A 21,396-nucleotide genomic window follows, 5' to 3' on the forward strand; every position below is an offset into this window, starting at 1 on the left:
CGTTCGCTACCTTTTTCCTTCCCTTACTTTGTAACACATCAATTGTAATCCTACAACGCGTAAGAAACCGCATCGTGCCCGGCCGATTGATAATAGGGCGTGATTGTGATATAATGGCAGAGGTGTCGCATATTGGGCACCGGCCGGCAAAAAATAAATGCGCCCATGCAACTGTGAAGTCAGCACCCATTTCGTTTCGGAGGATATATGTCAGGCAAAAAGAACAGGATCATTATCGTCGCGCTGGTTGTGACAGCGTGTATCATCACCTCGGCAGTCATAGCGCTGCTCGGTTCGAAACCGTTTTCATCCGGGCAGACAGTAGATATCAAGAGCGAGGAACAGGGGCAGACCCGGAGCACTGCGAGAGTTGAAAACCCCTATGTTAAAAAATATCTCATTCTTGGAGGGGACGAGAACGGCCTCACGGACACGATAATCGTAGCCTTCTGTAATTATAAAACCAAAGAGGTAAAACTTCTGTCGATTCCACGGGATACCTATGTCGGAGGCGATATCCCGACCGGTAAGATAAATGCCGTCTATTCCCACGCAAAATATCCCTATCCCGAACGGCATGATATCCGTAATCTGGCTTGGTATCTGAAAACGCAGCTCGGCGTTGAACCGGATGGATATGTCAAAATCAGTTTCAAAGGATTTCGGGACGCAGTCAATGCCATGGGCGGAATCCCGATCACGCTGCCGAAATCTCTATATGACACCAGAAGCCAAAAAGTCGTTTTGGAGGCCGGAGAGCATGTCCTTGACGGTGAGATGGCGGAATTGTTCGTAAGGTTTCGCAGCGGATATATTCTTGGTGACCTGGGCCGTGTGGAAGCCCAAAAACGGTTTATGGCCGCGGCGATGAAGCGGGCGGGAGAATTGTCGATGTCAGACATCACTGCGTTGCTGAGCAGCGATCTGATGTCAGAAGTTGAAAGCGATCTTTCGGCCGGTCAGTTGTTGGACTTGGCAAAATTCCTGCATAACCTCTCGCTCGAAAACGTCAGCGATTATACGCTGCCCGGTGTGCAGTTTGACAGTTCCGAAGGGTTGGCCTGTTACGCGGTCGATAAAAAACAGCTGTTAACGCTTCTGAACACCGAATTTTACGGCGAAAGCGAGCAGCTCACTTTAGCTGATCTCGGCGCGCCGGAACCCGAGGGCGTCAATTACGAGGAGACCTATCAAAGCAAGAAGAATAATTTTGCCGATTTGATCGGTTAGGAGCGTAGCGGGGATTGAAAAAAAGATTACCTTTATGAAAGCCAGAAAAACTTCCTCTCCCGTTGTCTTTCTTTTGACGAGACAACTATGATGAGCAGGATGACGATAACAGCTGCATAATATACAAATCAGATACTTCGGAAGGGACGGTCACGGATTATGACGACAACGGAATTGGTGAAACTCGCGGTCAAGACCCTCGACGAAAAGAAGGCAAAGGACATCGAAGTTCTAAACGTCACCGAGCAATCCACACTTGCGGACTACTTCATCATCGCATCCGGCTCGAGCTTCACGCAAGTCAAGGCTCTGACGGATGCTGTCGATGCGGCATTCAGCAAAGCCGGGCACGAGCCGAAACATATCGAACGCGACACCTCGTCCAACTGGATTCTGCTCGACTACGGCGACATTATCATCCATGTGTTCTATTCCACGGCAAGAGAATTTTATAACCTGATCGGCATTTGGGGCGACGCGCCGAGGTACAGCGCGGAACAGATTCTGAATCAGTAATATAAAAGTTACAAATCGTAATTGGAAGGGATTGTTTCGTCATGGCTGAGCGCTACGACTTTGCCTCGATTGAAAAAAAGTGGCAGGATAACTGGGAAGTAACAAAACCATATAAAGCGGTTCAGGGCGGGGGAAAACCGCCCTATTACGTACTGGTCGAATTTCCGTACCCATCCGGAGAGGGGCTGCATATCGGCCACCCGAGGCCTTATACCGCAATGGACATCATTGCGAGAAAACGCCGGATGCAGGGCTATAACGTCTTGTTCCCGATCGGCTGGGACGCCTTCGGCCTCCCGACCGAGAACTACGCGATCAAAAACAAGATCCACCCCGCAAAAGTCACCAAGCGCAACATTGAGCGGTTTCGCAAACAGATCAAATCTATGGGCATGTCGTTTGACTGGGACCGCGAGGTCGACACCACCGACCCGTCTTATTATAAATGGACGCAGTGGATTTTCTTGCAGCTGTATAAAAACGGGCTCGCTTATAAAAAGGAGATCCCGGTCAACTGGTGCACCAAATGCAAAATTGTGCTTGCCAACGAAGAAGTTGTCGGCGGCGTCTGCGAACGCTGCGGCGGCGAAGTCGTGCGCAAGGTCAAGAGCCAGTGGATGCTTAAAATTACCGCGTATGCCCAGCGTTTGATCGACGACTTGGCCGACCTCGATTTTGTTGACCGCGTCAAAACGCAGGAGATCAACTGGATCGGCCGTTCCGAAGGCGCGGAAGTCAACTTCGAGACCACCGAGGGCGACATTGTCACAGTGTTTACTACACGGCCGGATACGCTGTTTGGGGCTACATACATGGTGATGTCGCCCGAACACACGTTGATCGACAAATGGAAAAATAAATTAAAAAATGCCGCCGATGTGGCTGCTTATCAGGAAGAAGCGGGCAAAAAATCCGATTTCGAGCGCACCGAACTGGTCAAGGATAAAACCGGCGTCAGCCTCGACGGTGTTATGGCTATCAATCCGGTCAACGGGCAAACGATTCCGATTTTTATCTCCGATTATGTCCTCGCGGGCTACGGCACCGGCGCGATTATGGCGGTTCCGGCGCACGATGAGCGCGACTGGGATTTTGCCAAAAAGTTCAACCTGCCAATTATTGAAGTCGTCGCGGGCGGCGATGTTCAAAACGCAGCCTACACCGATGTCGATGACGGTATTTTAGTAAACTCCGAGCTGATAGACGGCTTAAAGGTTGCCGATGCCAAGAAAAAGATCACCGAATGGCTCGAACAAAAAGGCATCGGAAAAAAGACGATCAACTATAAACTGCGCGACTGGGTGTTTTCGCGCCAGCGGTATTGGGGCGAACCCGTTCCGATGGTGCATTGCGAAAAATGCGGCTGGGCGCCGGTTCCCGAGGATCAGCTGCCGGTTACGCTGCCCGATGTCGAAGCCTACGAGCCGACCGATAACGGCGAATCCCCGTTATCCAAGGTAGACAGTTGGGTCAACACGACCTGCCCCCACTGCGGAGGACCTGCCAAACGCGAGACCGATGTCATGCCCAACTGGGCCGGTTCATCGTGGTATTTTATGCGTTACTGCGACCCGCACTGCGACACCGCTCCGGCCTCCAAAGAAGCGCTTGAATACTGGATGCCGGTCAACTGGTATAACGGCGGCATGGAGCACGTCACCCTGCACTTGCTCTATTCGCGCTTTTGGGCGAAGTTTTTATACGACATCGGTGTATCGCCCTGCAAAGAGCCCTATCTCAAGCGCACGGCGCACGCGATGATTTTAGCCGAAAACGGCGAGAAGATGTCCAAATCGCGCGGCAACGTCGTAAATCCCGATGACTATATCCGCGATTACGGAACCGACGTGCTGCGGCTGTATATCATGTTCATCGGCGACTTCGAAAAGGACGCCGTATGGTCGAATCAGGGCGTACGCGGCTGCAAGCGCTTTATCGACCGGGTCTGGGGCTTCAGGGATATTTTAGTAGATGGAAAAATGCGTCCTGAGATGGAATTCGATTTCCACAATTGCTTGAAAAAGGTCACCGAGGACACCGAAAACTTAAAATTCAACACCGCGATTGCCGCGATGATGACGCTTTCCAATACGATTTACGAAAAAGGAAGTATCACCAAAGAGGAATTTAAATTCTTTCTTTCGATGCTGTGCCCGTTCGCGCCGCATATCTGCTGTGAACTGTGGGAGATGTACGGATTCGGCGGTCTGGCAGTCAATGCGCCGTGGCCGGCGTTCGACCCCGCTAAATGTGTCGCGGACATGATTACGGTGGTCATTCAGATCAACGGAAAACTGCGGGGTGACATCCGGATTCCGGCCGGAAGCGACAACGCCGCGATGCTTGCCGCCGCCAAAGCCAACGATAAAGTTGCCGCATTGCTCGAAGGAAAGCAGATTATCAAAGAAATCTGCGTATCCGGCAAGCTTGTGAATTTCGTGGCGAAAGATTGAGTATCAATTCTCAAGCTGCCGCATAAGGATTGATTACATGATAAAACTGCTTGCAAAAATATTTATTAAGGACAGCAAAGACATCTCGTCGGAGCGGGTGCGCCGCTCCTACGGGGTGCTTTGCGGTTCGGTAGGCCTTTTCTTTAATATCTTGTTGTTTACAGGAAAATTTATTGCGGGCACGCTGGCGGGATCAATCGCAATCACCTCCGATGCGTTCAACAACCTGTCCGATGCCGGCTCTTCGACCGTAACGCTGTTGGGGTTCAAGCTGGCCGGACAAAAACCCGATCATCAGCATCCGTTCGGGCACGGGCGGCTGGAGTATATCTCCGGTTTGATCGTCTCGATGGTGATCGTGGTGATGGGTTTTCAACTGATGCTCGATTCGGTTAAGAAAGTGATTACCCCCGAAACCCCCGAGTTCTCGCTGCTTGCGATAGGAGTTCTGGTCGCCTCCATCTGTGTCAAGTCGTACATGGCCCTCTATTACCGCAGCTATTCCAAAAAGCTCGGCTCTCCCACACTGTTTGCCGCGATGATCGATTCGCTTTCCGACTGTGTGGCCACCTCTGTGGTCTTGATCACAACTCTGCTGACTAAATTTGTCGGTATTAATCTCGACGGCGTCGGCGGTATGTTCGTGGCCGGATTCATTCTTTACACCGGAGTTCGTGCAATGATTGAAACGGTAAACCCGCTGCTGGGCGGGCCGCCTTCGCGCGAGTTGGTCGGACATATCACGGATATTGTGCTGTCGCATGATCAAGTGACCGGCATTCACGACTTAATCGTGCATGACTACGGGCCCGGCAGATGCATGATCTCGCTGCACGCCGAAGTCCCGGAAGACGGCGACTTACTTGCGCTGCACGATGTGGTCGACAACATCGAACACGACCTGCGCGACGAACTCGGCTGTTTGGCGGTCATCCACATGGACCCGATCAGCAAAGACAACGAGAACGTGAATCAGCTCAAAGAACGGGTGGAGGGAAAACTCAAAACCCTCGGGGACGGCATCACGACGCATGATTTTCGGATCGTGCGCGGTCCGACACACACCAATGTGATCTTCGATGCGGTTATTCCGTATCAGGTGAAAATCACCGCTAAAGAAGCACGTGAAAAGATTGCAGTTCTGATAAAATCAATCGATAAAAATCTCAATGCCGTGGTCGATATCGACAGACCGTATGAGGCGGATGAGAATTCAGATGATGCGAAAGGATGAAAACAAAATGCTCGACATCAGAAACCTGACCAAAACTTACGGGGACAAAAAGGCGGTTGATAATCTGTCGCTGCACATCTATCCCGGGGAAATCCATGGGTTTATCGGACACAACGGCGCGGGAAAAACCACGACCATCAAGGCCTGCTGCGGGATTTTGGGTTTTGAAGGCGGACAGATTTTCGTGGACGGCATTTCCGTCGCCGAAAAACCGCTGGAGGTTAAAAAGCGGATTGCGTACATCCCCGACAATCCCGATCTGTATGAATTCATGCCGGCAATTAAATATTTAAATTTCGTTGCCGATGTATACAGCATCTCCAAAAAAGAGCGCGAGGAATCGATCGCGCGGTATGCCGATCTGTTTGAACTGACCTCTGAACTGGCCCAACCGATCAGCGCCTATTCCCACGGCATGAAGCAGAAGCTCTCCATCATCGCCGCGCTGGTCCATAAACCCAGGCTGATGCTGATGGACGAGCCGTTTGTCGGTCTCGACCCGGTCGCAGCGCACACGGTAAAGGAACTGATGCGCGGCATCTGCGACAAAGGCGGTGCCATTTTTTTCTCGACCCATGTGCTTGAGGTCGCCGAAAAGCTCTGCGACAACATCACAATCATCAAAAACGGCCGTCTGATCGTGACAGGAAAGACCGATACGGTGCGCGGCAACAGCTCGCTGGAGGATGTATTTCTTGAGCTTGCCGAGGATAAGTCCAAGTAACCGCCGTCTCTAGGGAAAGAAGGTCGAATATGTTTAAAACACTGCTTGCCACCCGGATGTCGATGTTGTTCTCGATGATGTTCGGAAAGTTTAATAAAGGCAAAAAGCGTTCTCCCGGAATCAAGGTCTTGTATATTTTGCTCGGTGTTTACGGAGTCGGCGCTGTGATGTTCGGGTTTGGGGCAATGTTCTCTTCGATGGCTCAGTCGCTGCCCCAGATCGGCCGCGCATGGCTGTATTTCGCTATGATCGCAATCATGAGCCTCGCGTTTGGCTTTATCGGAAGCATCTTTATGACCGAAAAGCTGCTGTTTGAGTCCACCGACAATGATATGTTGCTGGCAATGCCGATTCCGCCGGGTTATATTCTCGGTTCGAGATTGGTGACGCTGTTGATTTTGCAATATCTATACAGCGCGTTGGTTTTTATCCCCGCAGGCGTTGTCTATGCGATGTATGCCGGGACTTCGTTTTTGGGCTGGGTCTTTTATGTTCTGACGTTTCTGTTGCTGTCGCCCTTTGTGACCGCATTAACGGCGCTTTGCGGCTGGATTGTCGCACTGATCAATTCACGGATCGCCCGGAAAAACATCGTAAGCACCGTTTTCATGATGGTGTTCTTTTTAGGGTTTATGTACATCTACATGAACCTCAACAATTATATCGGCCGGGTTATTTTAAATGGCCAGGAAATCGCAAACTCCTGGCAGAGCGGTTTCCCGCCGATTTACTGGATCGGCAGCGCCTGCGCCGACGGGAGCGTCACAGGATTTATATTGTCTGCGGTCTTCTGTCTGGTGCCGTTCGCGGTTGCCTATGGGTTGCTTTCCGCCAATTTTCTCAAGATCGCAACCACCAAGAAGAGCGCTGCAAAAGTAAAATATGTCCGAAAAGAACTCAAGACGCAATCGGCGCGAAAGGCTATGATTGTCAAGGAGATCAAACGCTTTTTCACGCTTCCGATCTATTTCTTCAATTGCGGATTCGGCGCGATCATGTTGATCGCTGCGGCAGTGTTTATTGTGATCAAAGGACCCGATTTGGTTCCGATACTGAGCAAGGAATTCCAGCTGGAAAGTATGAGCGGTCTGGTATGCGCGTTGGTTTGCGGCGTAATCGGATTTTGCAATCTGACCATCGCTCCGGCTGCAAGCGCGCTGTCGCTGGAAGGGAAAAACATCAACCTGCTCAAATCGCTGCCGTTGGCGGCCAAAGATATCTTTACGGCCAAGTTGGTGCCGAACCTCGTGATCGGTTTGATTCCGTCGTTCCTTTGTTCGACCGTTGCGGTGATCTTCCTACCGCTGTCGCCGCTGGAAATTGTCGCGGTTTTTGTCTTCCCGTTCGCGTTTCAATCGTTTATCGCTTTTGGCGGCTTATTCGCAAATATCAAACTGCCGCGTTTTGACTGGACGAATGAGACCGTGGTCGTCAAACAGAGCGGCGCGATGATGATCGTCACGCTAGGCGGAATGGTGCTGCTCGGAATGATGGCTGCCGTTTATGCGATCGTGTTGAGCAAGATCTTGGCGGTGAGCGTTTACGCACTATTGATCTCGGCAGTGATGTTGGTCATCTGCGCAATCATTGAAAACATCATTGCCAAAAACGCAGAGAAATATATGCGTGATTTCACCTATTAATCGTTAAAAAATGAAAAACCCGCCCTGCCACCGCATAGGTGACAGGGCGGGTTTTTGTATCCGCTTCACTTATTTATCGGAAATTTTTAGAATTCGGGATTTAGAATTCAGATACGACATATCCGATAATTTATACGGGATAAATATGGACTTCGTATGATTACGGCATGAATGATTTGCCAATAATTGCAGTATAAATTAGGGGCGATACAGGCGGGATACCCGGGAACATGAACCGTTGAAAGAGTGCCCTAATTTATCGGCATCTGAAAGCAAATAGTTTGAAGCGAATCAGAAATGATTTCAGAGGGCCATAAATTACTGCAGAGGTGAAAGAGATGGACAACAGGAGGATTTACGAGCAGCTTCGGGAGGTCGAAATGGCCCTGCGCAGTGCGTATAATCGCTTCGAACAGCTTTGCGAACCCGATCTCGTGGAGTCCGAAATATTTTTTATTAAATGCCTTGAGGCAAAACGTAACCACTTGATCAAGCAGGCACGCGCAAAAGAAGAAGCCGAACGAGCCGCATCGAAGCAGGCAGCGCAGCAGGCTGAAGTAAAACCGAATATCAAGAAGAAAGCCACGGAAAAAATGGTGACATAAGGAGCTGGCCGAATGGCAAAAATCACGAGTTTTTTATTCTCATCCGCCCTGGGCATCGGGGCGCTGGCACTGTTGAATTTCACCGCACCGTACACCGGTCTTTCACTCGGGTGGAGCGCATGGACAATCGGAACAGGTGTTTTGCTGGGGCTGCCGGGTACGGTTCTGCTGGTCGTACTTAAAATATTATTGTAATAACAGTACATCAATGGTATAATTTCTCCGTCGAATATCATTCGGCGGAGGTGTGTTATGATCTGCGAAAAACCTGAAGGCCTTTCACAACGACAGCTCAAAGATGCGCTTGCCCAGTCGCTTTCGGGCAGGCGGTATTCACGTGTTTTGATTTTGCCGCCCGATTTTACGCGCATGTATTCCGGTGCCGGAAAGCTGACAGCGATCTATTGCGATCTGCTCAAGGACAAAGCCAAAGTTGATGTGATGCCGTCACTCGGAACCCATGTCCCGATGACCAAGGCGGAATGCGACTCCTTTTTCGAGGGCCGCGTCAGGCATGAGGATTTAATCGTACACAACTGGCGTAAAGACGTCGTCAAAATCGGCGAAGTGCCGAGTGAATTTGTCTCCGAGGTTTCGGACGGGCTTGTCACAGACAAAATCGACGTCGAAGTCAACAGGCGCATCGTCAGCGGCGATTATGATTTGATTATTTCAATAGGGCAGGTTGTGCCGCATGAAGTCGTCGGAATGGCCAACTACTCAAAAAATATTTTTGTCGGCTGCGGCGGCGCCTCAATGATCAATTCCTCCCATATGCTCGGTGCTTTTTACGGCATGGAACGGGTGATGGGAAAGGACTTTTCGCCGGTTCGTAAGGTTTTCGATTACGCCGAAGAACACTTTTTAAAAGATTTGCCGATTTTATATGTGCTCACCGTCACGACCAACTCGTGCGGCGAGGTAAAAATTCATGGGCTATATATAGGCCGTGATCGGAAGAATTTCGAAAAAGCGGTCAACTTAAGCCAATCTTATAATATCATTCAGCTCGACAAGCCGATCAAAAAAGCTGTGGCCTTTGTCGACGGGCGTGAATTCAAAAGCACCTGGATCGGCAATAAGGCGATCTACCGCACCCGAATGGCGATGGCAGACGGCGGCGAACTGTTCGTTCTTGCTCCCGGGGTTGATAAATGCGGAGAAGATCCCGAAAACGACCGGCTGATTAAAAAATACGGCTATATCGGGCGTGAAAACGTGTTGTATCTGGTCAAAGAAAACGCCGACCTGCGCGAAAACCTCTCGGTTGCAGCGCACCTGATCCATGGCTCTTCGGACGGCAGGTTCAACATCACCTACGCCGCGCCGAAACTCGGCGAAGAGACCATAGAAGCAATAAATTATAAATATGCCGACTTGGCTGAGCTGATGAAAAAATATAACCCCGCTGTGCTCAAAGACGGTTGGAACACCGTTGACGGCGAGGAGATTTTCTTTATTTCCAACCCGGCGCTCGGGCTTTGGGGATTAAAACAATAAAAGGGGAACTCTTTCAAGATGATTGATCTACACACGCATTCCACCTGTTCCGATGGCTCGATGACGCCTAAAGAGCTGATAGACCACGCGAAAAAGTGCGGATTGGAAGCCGTGGCACTGACCGACCACGACACTGCCGACGGCGTCAAAGAAGCGCTGGAAAGAGGAGCCGAAATCGGGATAGAAGTCGTTCCGGGGATTGAACTCTCGGCACAGAGTGAGACAGAAACCCATATTCTCGGCTATTTTATCGGCATCGACCATCCTGCGCTCACAGAAGCGCTTGTTAAGATAAAAGAAACACGCGCAATCCGCAGCCGCCGCAACTGTGAAAAGCTGCGAGCGCTCGGGTATGATGTGACGATGGCGGAGGCCGAACAGGTTGCGGGAGGCGAGATGTTGTGCAGGGCGCATTTTGCGCGAGTGCTTGTCGACAAGGGGTACATGCCCTCGGTCAAGGTCGCTTTTGATACACTGTTGGCTAACGGAAAACCCGCTTATGACGACACGCAGTATCTGACGGCTACACAGGCAGTGGAACTGATCAGCGAAATCGGCGGAATGGCGTTTTTGGCGCATCTGCACCTAACCCGCAAGCCGGATGACGTGCTGGAAAAATTCGTTTTGGAACTGAAAGAGGCAGGACTTGCCGGAATTGAAGGATATTATACCGAATACACGCCCGAATTGCAGGAAAAATATCATGCGATGGCAAAACGGTTGGGGCTTCTGATTTCCGGCGGCACCGATTTTCACGCGGCGATGAAGCCGCATATCTCGATCGGGGTAGGGCTTGGCGATATGAATATTCCATACAGTGTTTTAGAAAATATAAAAGAAGCTGAGGGCAAAGCTAAAAAGCGAAGTTTTTAAACTCTGTGTTTTACACTTTTTAAACAATGACTTATTATGTGTGCGAAGCAAAACCGTGTAAAGCACGCTTTAATGAAAGGAAGACAAATAAAATGAAGCTGAGACAGAATTGCAAATATGCATTGATTGCGCCTACCAGCATGGGCGTACGCATTACCCCGGCCGATCATGGCCCGGTGCATACCGCCGACCTTTATTCGATGCAGGCCACGAGCGCCGAGAGCAATGTTTTAAGCGTTTCGGCGGGGTTGGGACTGCCGACAAAGGTGTTGACCGCGTTTGTCAAGGACAGCCCGATTGCCGCATTCATCAAAGGTGATCTGCGCCGACGCGGCGTCGATTACGAGGGTAAGGAATTTGCGCAGGGCGGGCCGTGGGGTTACCGCCATCAGTTCAATATCGCCGACACCGGTTACGGCATGCGCGGCCCCCGGGTGCATAACGACCGCGCGGGTGAAGTCGGCAGAATGCTCTCGGCGGACGATTTTGACCTCGAGCGCATTTTCGGCGACGAAGGTGTTCAGATTTTGCATTTGTCGGGCCTGGTTGCTGCGCTGTCGGAACAGACCATCGGGTTCTGCCTTGAACTTGCCAGAACCGCGAAAAGATACGGGACATTGATTTCGTTTGATTTAAACCACCGCGCGTCTTTTTGGAAGGGCCGTGAAAAGCAGCTGCACGAGGCGTTTTCCGAGATCGCTTCGATTTCGGATATCCTCGTCGGCAATGAAGAGGACTTCCAGTTGTGCCTAGGCATCAAAGGCCCCGAAGCCGGCGGGCAGGGACTTGCCGGAAAACTCGACAGCTTCAAGGGCATGATCGAGGAAATTCGCAAGATTTATCCGAACGCCACCGTCTTTGCAACGACCCTACGCGAAGTGCTCAGCGCCAACGCCCACCTTTGGGGCGCGACAATGTTATGTGACGGCAATTGGGAGACGGTGGCCCCGCGTGAAATCGGCGTGCTGGACCGCATAGGCGGCGGAGACGGGTTTGTCGGCGGGCTTTTATACGGTATTTTGAAGGGCATGAACCCCCAAGATGCGCTGCATTTCGGGTGGGCAAGCGGCGCGCTGGCTGTTTCACTGCTGACGGATTACGCGCTTCCGGCGGACGAAGAACAGGTCTGGTCGATCTGGCAGGGCAATGCCAGAGTGAAAAGATAAAGAGTCATAACAGATTTTCATATTTGAAAGGATCAATGAATTATGAAAAAAGCGGATATCGGACTCATCGGGCTTGCGGTCATGGGCGAAAACCTCGTAATGAATATGGAGAGCAAGGGCTTCACGGTCGCGGTATACAACCGCACGCATGAAAAGGTCACCAATTTTGTCGAGGGCAGAGCCAAGGGCAAAAATATCATCGGAACTTATTCGCTGCAGGAACTCGTCGACAACCTTGTCGCTCCGAGAAAAATCATGATATTGATCAAGGCCGGGCAGGCGGTCGACGATATGATCGAGCAGCTGATTCCGTTGCTGTCCCCGGGCGATATCCTCATCGACGGCGGCAACTCCCATTTCCCCGACACCTCGCGCAGAACCGCGTATGTCGAAAGCAAAGGGCTGCTTTATATCGGCACCGGCGTCTCGGGCGGCGAAGAGGGTGCGTTGAAGGGCCCGAGCATGATGCCCGGCGGCTCTCCTGCGGCGTGGCCTTCGGTCAAACCGATTTTCCAAAGCATCTGTGCGCACACCGACGGCGAACCCTGCTGTGACTGGGTCGGCGAGAACGGCGCGGGGCATTTTGTCAAAATGGTGCATAACGGCATCGAATACGGCGATATGCAGATGATCTGCGAGACCTACCAGCTTTTAAAAGACGGCTTCGGCCTGACCGCAGATGAACTGCACGAGGTCTTTACGGATTATAATAAGGGCGAACTCGACAGCTATCTTATCGAGATCACCCGTGATATCTTCGGTTACCGCGACAACGGCGAGGTAACTGTGGACAAAATTTTGGACACCGCCGGACAAAAAGGTACCGGCAAATGGACGGCGATTGCGGCGCTCGATGAAGGTATCGCGCTGACGTTGATCTCCGAAGCGGTCTTCGCGCGCTGCCTGTCGGCAGTCAAAGAAGAACGTGTAGCGGCTTCAAAAGTTTTAAACGGTCCCGATAAGAAGATTATGACCGACAAAAATCAATTTATCGCCGATTTAAAAGACGCGCTGTTCGCTTCCAAGATCATGTCATACGCGCAGGGGTATTCTCTGATGCGGGCGGCGGCTGCGACCTACGGCTGGAATCTCAATTACGGCGGCATCGCGCTGATGTGGCGCGGCGGCTGCATCATCCGCAGTGTGTTTTTAGGCAGAATTAAAGACGCATTCACCAAGAATCCAAACCTCGACAATTTGCTGCTCGATGACTATTTCAAGTCGGCGGTTGAAAAGGCGCAGGCGGGTTGGCGCAGGGTTTGCGGCGCGGCGATTGCGGCGGGTATCCCGATTCCGGCGATGAGCGCGGCACTAAGTTATTTCGACGGCTACCGCTGCGAGCGGCTTCCGGCAAATCTGCTGCAGGCGCAGCGCGACTATTTCGGCGCGCACACTTATGAGCGGGTCGACAAACCGCGCGGGGAGTTTTTCCACACCAACTGGACAGGGCACGGGGGAGATACCAAAGCTTCGACTTACACGGCATAATAATGCGCATTAAGAGTGTAATCGGGCAGGGGCGATCTATTTATACGCCCGCTGTGATTCGATAAATGACCTTCAATTCAATATAAATCGACCTGATTATACAAAATGGAATACAAATTACCAAAATCACAACCCCAGCTAACAAAGTTCGGGGTTGTGTGTTATATGAGGGAACAGAATTTTAATATACAAGGCAAAAATAAAGTGAAGGTAAGTGTTACGTGTCAAGTTGACGGTTTCTTACGGAATCGGCAATCGGGGCAATACCCGTAAATGTCGAGTTTATGGCTTGTGATGACAAAATGCGTTTTGTTTTCGAGTGTCTGTTCATAATCGCCGAGCGGGCAGTTTTCGAGGGCCATGATCTTTTTGCAGCCGAGGCAAATCAAATGATGCCGGTGCAGATTGCTGTTGAACTCAAACAACGCTTTGTTGCCGCCTTCAATCGTGAGTTTCGTGATTAGTTCTTTTTCACACAAGGTGTCCAATGTCCGATAGACGGTCGATAAATTTATAGGAATGCTTTTGGCGATCATTTCAGAATAGAGCTGTTCAGCGGTGGAGGGCTGGTCGTTTTGTTCTAACAGTTCGAGAATAACGGCCCGGTGCCTTGTGTTCTTCAATCCGCTTTTTTGAATTAAAGTTTTTAAATGTTCTTCCACAATGATGCCGTCCTTTTGAAGATATCCTTAAGCGGCCGGTTCCGCTTTATTACTCATCTTCTTTGATTTGAGAAGCGCTTTCACCGCATAAGCACTCAGACAGCTGATGACCGAAAGAATTACGATCATCGCGCCCGAGGAAAAATTGAAAGTATAAGATAACCATAATCCCGCAAGGCAGAAAAACATGCCGAGCAAGACTGAATAGATCATGCGCCGCTGGAGGTTGGAAGTGAGAACGGAAGCCATTGCCGCGGGAGCTGTGAGCAGCGCAAGCACGAGGATAATGCCCACCAAACGGATTAACACGACCACCGTCATTGCGACGAGCACCAGCAGGAGATATTCCAAAAAGGTGGATTTGATACCTAATATGGCGGCAAATTCTTCGTCGAACAGCCAGGCCTTCCAGTTATCGAACAAGATTGTGATGACGAATACGACAATCACGGTCAGGGCGATGGTCAGCCATAATTCGGCTTTTGTCACCGAAAGAATGCTGCCGAAGAGATAGGAACTCAAGTCCGGCGGATATCCGGGGGTCAGGGCGATGAACAGGAGGCCTAAGGCCATTCCGAGCGACCAGAATAACCCGATTACGACGTCAGAATTGCCCGCGGCTTTGCGCTTGATCACGCCGATCCCGAATGCTGCCGCGACCGCGAAGATGAACGCGCCTAAAATCGGCTCGAATCCGAGCATATAACCGAGTCCTACGCCGCCGTAAGCCGTGTGGGCGATGCCGCCGCTCATCATAACGAGTTTTTTCTCGATGATGATCACGCCGATCACGCCGCAGACGATGCTTGCGAAAATGCTCGCAAGCACGGCTTTTTGTAAGTATTCATATTGAAACAATGCCGTCAGCATCCGTGCTCATCCCCCTCGTGTTCTTTTAATACCCGGTGCGGAACGCCGTGGGCAATCAGATCGACCGGGCAGCCGTAAAGATGGTTGACGACGTCCTGATTCAATTCCGGTTCCCCGTGATAGACCAGTTTCCCGTTCAGGCAGGCCAGCCGATGGATCTGTGACGATACCGCAAGAAGATCATGCGTGACTAAGACAATAGTCATTTTTTGATTGAGTTGTGCGAGCAATTCGTAAATTTGCTCTCTCGATGCGGCGTCGACACTGGCGGTCGGCTCGTCGAGCAGCAACAGTTTCGGTTGTACGGCCAGAGCCCGAGCAATCAGCATGCGTTGAAACTCTCCGCCCGAGAGCGCGGAGACCTGACGTCCCGAAAGCTCGGCGATGCCCACTTGTTCGAGGGTTTCCATAGCGCACTTTTTATCATCCTGCGTATAATGATGAAACGGGGTAAGACCCGTCTTCAAGGTACCGGTCAGCACGACTTCGAGCACGGTAATCGGAAACCGTCTGTCCAAAGAGGCAAACTGCGGCACATAGCCGATACTTATCTTGCGGGATTTTGCGTCTTCGCCGTAAATTTTTACCGTTCCCGAATCGACGGGGATCAGACCTAAAATCGTCTTCAGAAGCGTCGATTTGCCGCCGCCGTTCGGGCCGATGATACCCAGGAATTCGCCGTCGGCGACTTCGAGGCAGACGTCCGAAAGCGCGGGCGTCCGGTTATAATACACCGTCAGATTTTCAATATGGATTGCGGACTGCATAATGATGACCTTTCTTTGGTAGTTAGGTTTGAAAAATCTATTTTCAAATTTGCATAACCTCCGCCATCAGATTTGCCATTTTCTTCAGGTTGTTGATATAATCAGCGTTAAGCGGTTCAAGCTGAATGGTCTTTCCGCCGATTTCTTCGGCGAATGCGGCGGATTGGCTGCTGTCGATCTCACTCTGATAAAAGATCGCTTTGATGTTTTCGGCTTTTGCAAAGTCGATGACCTCCTGCAGGTGTTGTGCGGTGGCTTCTTTGCCCTCTTCCTCGAGTGCAACCATCGTCAGCCCGTAATCATCGGCAAGATAGCCGAAAGCGGGGTGAAAGACCACGAATTTCTTCATAGTCAAATTTGTAAAAGTCGTCTTAAGTTGGGTGTCCAAATCATCGAGCTGCGCAAGATATGCGGTTGCATTTTGTTCGTAAACCGACGCATTTTCGGGGTCGAGTGCCGACATCTCACGTGCGATGGCCGATACCATAACCTTGACGCGTTTCGGTGAAAGCCAGATGTGCGGATCGCGCTCACCGGCTTCAAAAGTCCGGTCGGGATAGACCGCCGCGGTCTCATCGGACAGCGCGACCACTTTGACCGTGTTTTTAATATTTGAGAGGATATATGCCGATTCAATCGGAACGCCGATTGAAAAATAAATCGAGGCCTGTTCCAACCGCTGCATGGTATCGGGTTTCGGCTCGTAATTCTCGGGACTGCTTCCCGGCGGCACCAACGTTACGACGTCGGCGAGATCGCCGCAGACGGCTTGTACAAAAGTCGCTTCGGGCACGATCGTGACGGCGACAATGGGCTTACCGGGTTGTGCGGATTCCGAAGAAGATGTCTTCGGCGCTTTTGCGCAGGCCGCAGTTAACAGTAATAAAACTATGAGAATGGCGATGATCAATCGGGAGACACCGTGAGTTGATTTCCGCTTCGGCATAGAACCTCCATAGATGCAAATCATTTGCATTTATTATAATTGACACAATCCGTTAAGTCAATACATATTCGGGAGATTTCTTTATTGAAGATTCATTATATCCGATTGAAAATTCCAAAAATCTTGAGATTTTAATATCAGTTTTACATGTCGTATGATATTCTTTTAACAGAAGGGAACGGATTGGTTTCCTTCTCAAAGTGAAATTTAACTTATATTCATATCAAGAGGAGTAGTTCTATGAATCCCAAAGAATTATTATTTTCGGTTTTGAGACACGAGACGGTAAACCAGGTGCCGTGGGTGCCGTTTGCCGGAGTGCATGCCGGGAAACTCGTCGGTTATGACGCACAAGAAGTGCTTACCGATGGCGATAAGCTCTTCAAAGCGCTCTCCGAAGCCAACCGCCTATATAAACCCAACGGCCAGCCCGTTGTCTTCGATTTGCAGATCGAAGCCGAGATTTTGGGCTGCGAACTGGTCTGGACCAAAGACGGCCCGCCGTCGGTCAAGACCCATCCGCTCGCCGAGACCAAACAGATCCCCTGCCGCTGCACTTTGCCCGACGAGACCGACGGGCGCATTCCGATGGTGCTTGACGTGATGCGGCGCATGAAAAAAGAATTCGGTGATACTACGGCACTCTACGGCCTGATCTGCGGCCCGTTTACATTGGCCTCCCATCTGCGCGGCAGCGAAATCTTTATGGATATGTTCGACGACGAGGAATATGTGAAACAGCTGCTTGTTTATTGCAACGACGCCGCAAAGCGTATGACCGACATGTATATCGCGGCGGGTATGGACGTGATCGCCGTCGTCGACCCGATGGTCTCGCAGGTCTCTTCGGCGCATTTTGAAGAATTTTTGAGCGCCCCGTTTTCCGAATTGTTTGCCTACATCCGCGCCAAGAACGTCTTTTCTTCGCTCTTTGTGTGCGGCGACGCCACCAAAAATATCGATGTCATGTGCAAGACCAACCCCGACTCGATCTCGATTGACGAAAATGTCAACATTGTGACCGCTAAACATATCGCCGACCACTATAATATCACAATCGGCGGAAATATCCCGCTGACGACCGTGATGCTGCACGGCACTCAGCAGGACAACATGAAGTGCGTCATCGACATCATCGACAGCGTCGAAAGCAAGAAGAACCTGATTATCGCCCCGGGCTGCGACATGCCTTATAATGTCCCCGCGGAAAACGCCATCGGCGTGACGCAGGCGGTTTTGCAAACCGAAGAAACACGTAAAATGATTGCGAATTATGTCGCGGTCAAAGATAAAATCGAGGTCACTCTGCCGGATTACGCCAACCTTAAAAAACCGCTTCTTGAAGTGTTTACACTCGATTCGGCAACCTGCGCGGCCTGCGGCTACATGAAGGAAGCCGCGCAAAAAGCCAAAGAACACTTCGGCGATAAGATCGATATGGTTGAATATAAATATACGATCAAGGAAAATATCGCGCGCTGCATCAAATTGGGTGTCAAGAACCTGCCGTCGATCTACATCAACGGACAGCTCAAGTTCTCGTCGATCATCCCGAGCCGTGAGGAACTCTTTGGTGCAATTGAATCGGTGATGTGATATAATACAGTCAAAAAGGGGGTGCGCGAGATATGACCGGACTCTATCTGATCACCGGCTTTCTCGGCGCGGGCAAGACTGTATTTTTAAAGGGCTTTATCCGGCGCAGTCCCAATATCCGTTTGAAAATCATTGTCAATGAGTTCGGAAAAGAGGGCATTGACGGCGCGTTGATCAGTGAGACAGGCGCAAAAGTAGAGGAGATCAGCAACGGCTCGATCTTTTGCACCTGCCGCATCGACCAATTCGAAAACGCGCTTATCAAAGCAACTGCCGATAAACCGGAATTGATTTTGGTCGAGGCCTCGGGCCTTTCCGACCCGACTTCGATGCAGGTGATTTTGAAGCAGGAGCGTTTTTCGGAAATTGACTATCTCGGGTGCATCTGCCTCGTCGATCCCAAGACCATTCAAAAAGTGCTCGCGGGCGTGCGCGTCGGCATCAAGCAGCTCGAAGCCGCCGATCTGGTTTTGGTCAACAAAGCCGATACGGTCTCCGAGCAAGTTCTTTGCGAAACCGAAGCGTTGCTTCGGGATTTACGTCCCGATGTGCGGATTCACCGGACAACCTTCGGGCGGATTGAGCCGGAATGGTTACAAAATATCCGTAATGGCAAAGAGACCGGCGGTATAACTTATCATCTGAAAGACGTGGGCTTACAAAAGCTGACGATTACAATCAAGGACTCAATGAGTTACTCGCAGTTCGGTTACTTTCTTGCGGGGTTCGCATCATTCACTTTCAGAGTCAAGGGTATTGTTCTGCTCGAAGGTAAGCTCTCGTTAGTAGACTGTGTGGGCGAAAAGATATCAATCACCCCGTATTCGGGAGAAGCCGCACATCCCAATAAAATCGTTGCGCTGGCCGGGGCGGGTATGCCGATGGAGAAAAAGGTTCAGGAAGCGGCTAAAAATCATTCGGAACACATCGAAGAAATCGAATGGGATTAACAGCAATATCGTAAACGGCGGCAGGATTCCTGCCGCCGTTTTTGTCGACAAGTAAAAACGGGTATGGTATAATGAGGACATTCGAGAAAGATGGTCTAAAGTGTGGTTTAAAAATTAAATCCGGTTTTAAAGTCTTTGTGAGAAAGGTTAAAGAATCATGAAAAATTATATGGATAATTTGAAAACCGGAAACCAGAAGCCCGGTAAAGAGATCAATAAAAAAGGAATGTTGGACATCGGCATGGTGGAAACCACCCCGGTCGTTTGGAAAGATCGGCTGTATCGTTTTGAATGGGTTCGTAACAACGAATGGGGCGGCGGTTATTGGAATAATCAAACCAATCACGGCTATTTCCGTTTTACCGATATGGAGACGGAGGAGGTCACGCCTGCCTTCGGCGTGGATTATGCGTTCGGCAGCGCCTATATAAAACAGGCATCGGAAGGAGATACCGCTTATGTCTACGGTGTTCAGGGAAAAGGCGGCGGAAACCGTCTCGATGTTTTTCGGTCGCAGGATTTAATAAGCTGGGAGTCCAAAAAGGTTTTTGAATTTCCCGAAAGTTGGTCTTTATTTAACACCTCCGTCTGCAAAGGCAAAGACGGCTATGTGATGGCGCTCGAAATCGGCAGCCCGAAAGAAATTTGCGGGGCACCTTTTACCGTTGTATTTGCAGAATCCAAAAATTTAATCGACTGGACCATGATGCCGGTGGAAGATCATATCTATACCAAAGAGCGTTATTCGGCCTGCCCGGTGATCCGGTTTGTCGAAGGTTGGTATTATATCATCTATCTGGAGAGCATCCCCGGTTACCGATGGGTGCCCTATATCGTCCGCACGGAGGACTTCGTGAATTTCGAAATGGGAATTAAAAATCCGGTGATGGTTTTTAATGCTCAGGACAAAGTGGTTCAGCGCCCGGAGAAGTTTTCCGCCGACCAGTTAGAGTACATCAAAAACGCGGTGGACAGCAACAACAGCGATATCGACTTATGCGAATACCGCGGAAAGACCGTTATCCTGTACAGCTGGGGCAATCAGTTGGGCAAGGAGTTTTTGGCCGAAGCCGAATATGACGGGCCGATGGATGACTTTTTAAAATCGTTCTTTAATTGAAGATTGCCTTATTTGTTTTTGATTTAGGCGGGAAAGGGCGGATTGGATGCTGAATTTGGACGTAAAAGTGCTTTGGCTTTCCAAGTGCGCCTATCTGCCCGCAAACGGCGTCGACATCCACAGCCACCCGTTTTTTCACTACCTCTATATCGCAGACGGCGCGGCGGAGATGACCATCGGCGAAAAGGTCTACTTAGCTGCGGAGGACGAATTTTACTTAATTTCACCCAGCGTCAGACACCGGTTTACCGCCGATACGGAAAAAGGCCTCAAGACCATCGAGATCAAGTTCACGGCGAGCGAGATGTTAAGCGCTCACCTGGCCGAACTCGGGGAACAGATGCGATTTTTCGACGGAAAAATCCGGCGTCTTGCCGAAAATCTGATCGGCGAGGGCATGTCGAAAGCCGCTTACCGAAACGACATTGTCAACCTGCGTTTTACCGAAATTTTAATGCATCTGCTGCGTGCATCGGACGAAAAAGAGGATGACGTGCAGGGCGTCGATGATCCGATTCCGGAATATGCACGTGAGACGGGCGGACCGAACGGCACCGATTTAATAAAAGCGCTGACTTTTATGGAAAAAAATTTGGATCAGCCGGTCGATTTGGACACGCTGGCCAAAGTCAGCGGAATGAGCCGGTTTCAGTTTAATCGGTCTTTTAAAAGTGCCTACGGAATCACTCCGATTCGGTATCTCGGCGATTTGAGATTCGCAAAAGCCAAGGAGCTGATGCGCTATTCGGACAAAAACGTGACCCAGATCGCCTACAGCGTCGGGTTCAACGATGTGCATTATTTCAGCCGTTTTTTCAAACAGCGTGAGAATGTCGCGCCGAACGAGTATCTGAAAAAGGCGCGGGGTTCGCTTTATATTTATCTGGATGAAAAGGACAAATAATCGTCATTGCGAGGGGCTTCAGCCCCGCGGCAATCAGACCGTTGGATGGTAAATGGCATACGGGCGATTGATAATTGCCCCTACAAAGCATTTGTATAACTAATCCGCAAAAAAGTGCATGGAAAACAACCCTAAACCGTGTTAAAATG

The 21,396-nt window shown here is 50.5% G+C and carries 20 protein-coding genes; 16 read left to right on the forward strand and 4 right to left on the reverse strand.

What is annotated here, in order from left to right:
- Positions 1-207 precede the first annotated feature (207 nt).
- The 12 genes from PKH29_01675 to gnd all read left to right on the forward strand — a co-directional run bounded on the left by PKH29_01675 (position 208) and on the right by gnd (position 13,432).
- On the forward strand, positions 208-1,230 hold the full coding sequence (locus PKH29_01675; GenBank protein ID HNX13547.1) for an LCP family protein: 1,023 nt from the start codon (positions 208-210) through the stop codon (positions 1,228-1,230).
- 159 nt (positions 1,231-1,389) lie between these two features.
- Positions 1,390-1,746, forward strand: a complete 357-nt coding sequence (rsfS, locus tag PKH29_01680) for a ribosome silencing factor (GenBank protein ID HNX13548.1) — start codon at positions 1,390-1,392, stop codon at positions 1,744-1,746.
- Positions 1,747-1,787: 41 nt separating this feature from the next.
- Positions 1,788-4,199, forward strand: a complete 2,412-nt coding sequence (leuS, locus tag PKH29_01685) for a leucine--tRNA ligase (protein ID HNX13549.1) — start codon at positions 1,788-1,790, stop codon at positions 4,197-4,199.
- Between the two features lie 37 nt (positions 4,200-4,236).
- On the forward strand, positions 4,237-5,433 hold the full coding sequence (locus PKH29_01690) for a cation diffusion facilitator family transporter (GenBank protein HNX13550.1): 1,197 nt from the start codon (positions 4,237-4,239) through the stop codon (positions 5,431-5,433).
- A 7-nt stretch (positions 5,434-5,440) separates the two neighbouring features.
- The gene (locus PKH29_01695) at positions 5,441-6,157 is read left to right on the forward strand and encodes an ABC transporter ATP-binding protein (protein HNX13551.1); all 717 of its coding nucleotides are present in this window, start codon (positions 5,441-5,443) and stop codon (positions 6,155-6,157) included.
- Positions 6,158-6,186: 29 nt separating this feature from the next.
- A complete protein-coding gene (locus PKH29_01700) occupies positions 6,187-7,800 on the forward strand; it encodes a hypothetical protein (protein HNX13552.1) in 1,614 nt (537 codons plus the stop codon).
- A 338-nt stretch (positions 7,801-8,138) separates the two neighbouring features.
- Complete coding sequence (locus tag PKH29_01705) at positions 8,139-8,405, forward strand: hypothetical protein (GenBank protein ID HNX13553.1); 267 nt, start codon at positions 8,139-8,141, stop codon at positions 8,403-8,405.
- A gap of 12 nt (positions 8,406-8,417) precedes the next feature.
- A complete protein-coding gene (locus PKH29_01710) occupies positions 8,418-8,600 on the forward strand; it encodes a pro-sigmaK processing inhibitor BofA family protein (protein HNX13554.1) in 183 nt (60 codons plus the stop codon).
- Between the two features lie 57 nt (positions 8,601-8,657).
- Positions 8,658-9,905 carry a lactate racemase domain-containing protein gene (locus tag PKH29_01715; protein HNX13555.1) on the forward strand — a complete coding sequence of 416 codons (1,248 nt, stop codon included), beginning with the start codon at positions 8,658-8,660 and terminating at the stop codon, positions 9,903-9,905.
- Positions 9,906-9,923: 18 nt separating this feature from the next.
- On the forward strand, positions 9,924-10,778 hold the full coding sequence (locus PKH29_01720) for a PHP domain-containing protein (GenBank protein ID HNX13556.1): 855 nt from the start codon (positions 9,924-9,926) through the stop codon (positions 10,776-10,778).
- Between the two features lie 92 nt (positions 10,779-10,870).
- Positions 10,871-11,944, forward strand: coding sequence for a sugar kinase (locus tag PKH29_01725; GenBank protein ID HNX13557.1), 1,074 nt, complete (start codon positions 10,871-10,873; stop codon positions 11,942-11,944).
- 42 nt (positions 11,945-11,986) lie between these two features.
- The gene (gene gnd / locus PKH29_01730) at positions 11,987-13,432 is read left to right on the forward strand and encodes a decarboxylating NADP(+)-dependent phosphogluconate dehydrogenase (GenBank protein ID HNX13558.1); all 1,446 of its coding nucleotides are present in this window, start codon (positions 11,987-11,989) and stop codon (positions 13,430-13,432) included.
- Between the two features lie 224 nt (positions 13,433-13,656).
- Here gnd and PKH29_01735 read toward each other — a convergent pair whose 3' ends face one another.
- Genes PKH29_01735 through PKH29_01750 form a run of 4 tightly spaced genes read right to left on the reverse strand, consistent with a single transcriptional unit; the run spans position 13,657 to position 16,677 of the window.
- Positions 13,657-14,094 carry a Fur family transcriptional regulator gene (locus tag PKH29_01735; GenBank protein ID HNX13559.1) on the reverse strand — a complete coding sequence of 146 codons (438 nt, stop codon included), beginning with the start codon at positions 14,092-14,094 and terminating at the stop codon, positions 13,657-13,659.
- Between the two features lie 27 nt (positions 14,095-14,121).
- Positions 14,122-14,964, reverse strand: a complete 843-nt coding sequence (locus PKH29_01740) for a metal ABC transporter permease (protein ID HNX13560.1) — start codon at positions 14,962-14,964, stop codon at positions 14,122-14,124.
- Positions 14,958-15,731, reverse strand: a complete 774-nt coding sequence (locus PKH29_01745) for an ABC transporter ATP-binding protein (GenBank protein HNX13561.1) — start codon at positions 15,729-15,731, stop codon at positions 14,958-14,960. The genes PKH29_01740 and PKH29_01745 overlap by 7 nt, the downstream gene beginning before the upstream one ends.
- A gap of 43 nt (positions 15,732-15,774) precedes the next feature.
- A complete protein-coding gene (locus PKH29_01750; GenBank protein ID HNX13562.1) occupies positions 15,775-16,677 on the reverse strand; it encodes a zinc ABC transporter substrate-binding protein in 903 nt (300 codons plus the stop codon).
- 240 nt (positions 16,678-16,917) lie between these two features.
- Between PKH29_01750 and PKH29_01755 the strand changes: the two genes are divergently transcribed.
- The 4 genes from PKH29_01755 to PKH29_01770 all read left to right on the forward strand — a co-directional run bounded on the left by PKH29_01755 (position 16,918) and on the right by PKH29_01770 (position 21,247).
- On the forward strand, positions 16,918-18,273 hold the full coding sequence (locus PKH29_01755; GenBank protein ID HNX13563.1) for a uroporphyrinogen decarboxylase family protein: 1,356 nt from the start codon (positions 16,918-16,920) through the stop codon (positions 18,271-18,273).
- A 32-nt stretch (positions 18,274-18,305) separates the two neighbouring features.
- A complete protein-coding gene (locus tag PKH29_01760; protein ID HNX13564.1) occupies positions 18,306-19,223 on the forward strand; it encodes a GTP-binding protein in 918 nt (305 codons plus the stop codon).
- 157 nt (positions 19,224-19,380) lie between these two features.
- Positions 19,381-20,343 carry a hypothetical protein gene (locus tag PKH29_01765; GenBank protein HNX13565.1) on the forward strand — a complete coding sequence of 321 codons (963 nt, stop codon included), beginning with the start codon at positions 19,381-19,383 and terminating at the stop codon, positions 20,341-20,343.
- Positions 20,344-20,389: 46 nt separating this feature from the next.
- Positions 20,390-21,247: an AraC family transcriptional regulator gene (locus PKH29_01770; GenBank protein ID HNX13566.1), complete on the forward strand. Its 858-nt coding sequence runs from the start codon at positions 20,390-20,392 to the stop codon at positions 21,245-21,247.
- Positions 21,248-21,396: the final 149 nt, after the last annotated feature.

Source organism: Oscillospiraceae bacterium, assembly GCA_035353335.1.
GTDB lineage: Bacteria > Bacillota > Clostridia > Oscillospirales > JAKOTC01 > DAOPZJ01.

Coding starts and splice junctions, on each gene's coding strand:
- PKH29_01675 (HNX13547.1), top strand. CDS start 208: ATGTCAGGCAAAAAGAACAGGATCATTATCGTCGCGCTGGTTGTGACA.
- rsfS (HNX13548.1), top strand. CDS start 1,390: ATGACGACAACGGAATTGGTGAAACTCGCGGTCAAGACCCTCGACGAA.
- leuS (HNX13549.1), top strand. CDS start 1,788: ATGGCTGAGCGCTACGACTTTGCCTCGATTGAAAAAAAGTGGCAGGAT.
- PKH29_01690 (HNX13550.1), top strand. CDS start 4,237: ATGATAAAACTGCTTGCAAAAATATTTATTAAGGACAGCAAAGACATC.
- PKH29_01695 (HNX13551.1), top strand. CDS start 5,441: ATGCTCGACATCAGAAACCTGACCAAAACTTACGGGGACAAAAAGGCG.
- PKH29_01700 (HNX13552.1), top strand. CDS start 6,187: ATGTTTAAAACACTGCTTGCCACCCGGATGTCGATGTTGTTCTCGATG.
- PKH29_01705 (HNX13553.1), top strand. CDS start 8,139: ATGGACAACAGGAGGATTTACGAGCAGCTTCGGGAGGTCGAAATGGCC.
- PKH29_01710 (HNX13554.1), top strand. CDS start 8,418: ATGGCAAAAATCACGAGTTTTTTATTCTCATCCGCCCTGGGCATCGGG.
- PKH29_01715 (HNX13555.1), top strand. CDS start 8,658: ATGATCTGCGAAAAACCTGAAGGCCTTTCACAACGACAGCTCAAAGAT.
- PKH29_01720 (HNX13556.1), top strand. CDS start 9,924: ATGATTGATCTACACACGCATTCCACCTGTTCCGATGGCTCGATGACG.
- PKH29_01725 (HNX13557.1), top strand. CDS start 10,871: ATGAAGCTGAGACAGAATTGCAAATATGCATTGATTGCGCCTACCAGC.
- gnd (HNX13558.1), top strand. CDS start 11,987: ATGAAAAAAGCGGATATCGGACTCATCGGGCTTGCGGTCATGGGCGAA.
- PKH29_01740 (HNX13560.1), bottom strand. CDS start 14,964: ATGCTGACGGCATTGTTTCAATATGAATACTTACAAAAAGCCGTGCTT.
- PKH29_01745 (HNX13561.1), bottom strand. CDS start 15,731: ATGCAGTCCGCAATCCATATTGAAAATCTGACGGTGTATTATAACCGG.
- PKH29_01750 (HNX13562.1), bottom strand. CDS start 16,677: ATGCCGAAGCGGAAATCAACTCACGGTGTCTCCCGATTGATCATCGCC.
- PKH29_01755 (HNX13563.1), top strand. CDS start 16,918: ATGAATCCCAAAGAATTATTATTTTCGGTTTTGAGACACGAGACGGTA.
- PKH29_01760 (HNX13564.1), top strand. CDS start 18,306: ATGACCGGACTCTATCTGATCACCGGCTTTCTCGGCGCGGGCAAGACT.
- PKH29_01765 (HNX13565.1), top strand. CDS start 19,381: ATGAAAAATTATATGGATAATTTGAAAACCGGAAACCAGAAGCCCGGT.
- PKH29_01770 (HNX13566.1), top strand. CDS start 20,390: ATGCTGAATTTGGACGTAAAAGTGCTTTGGCTTTCCAAGTGCGCCTAT.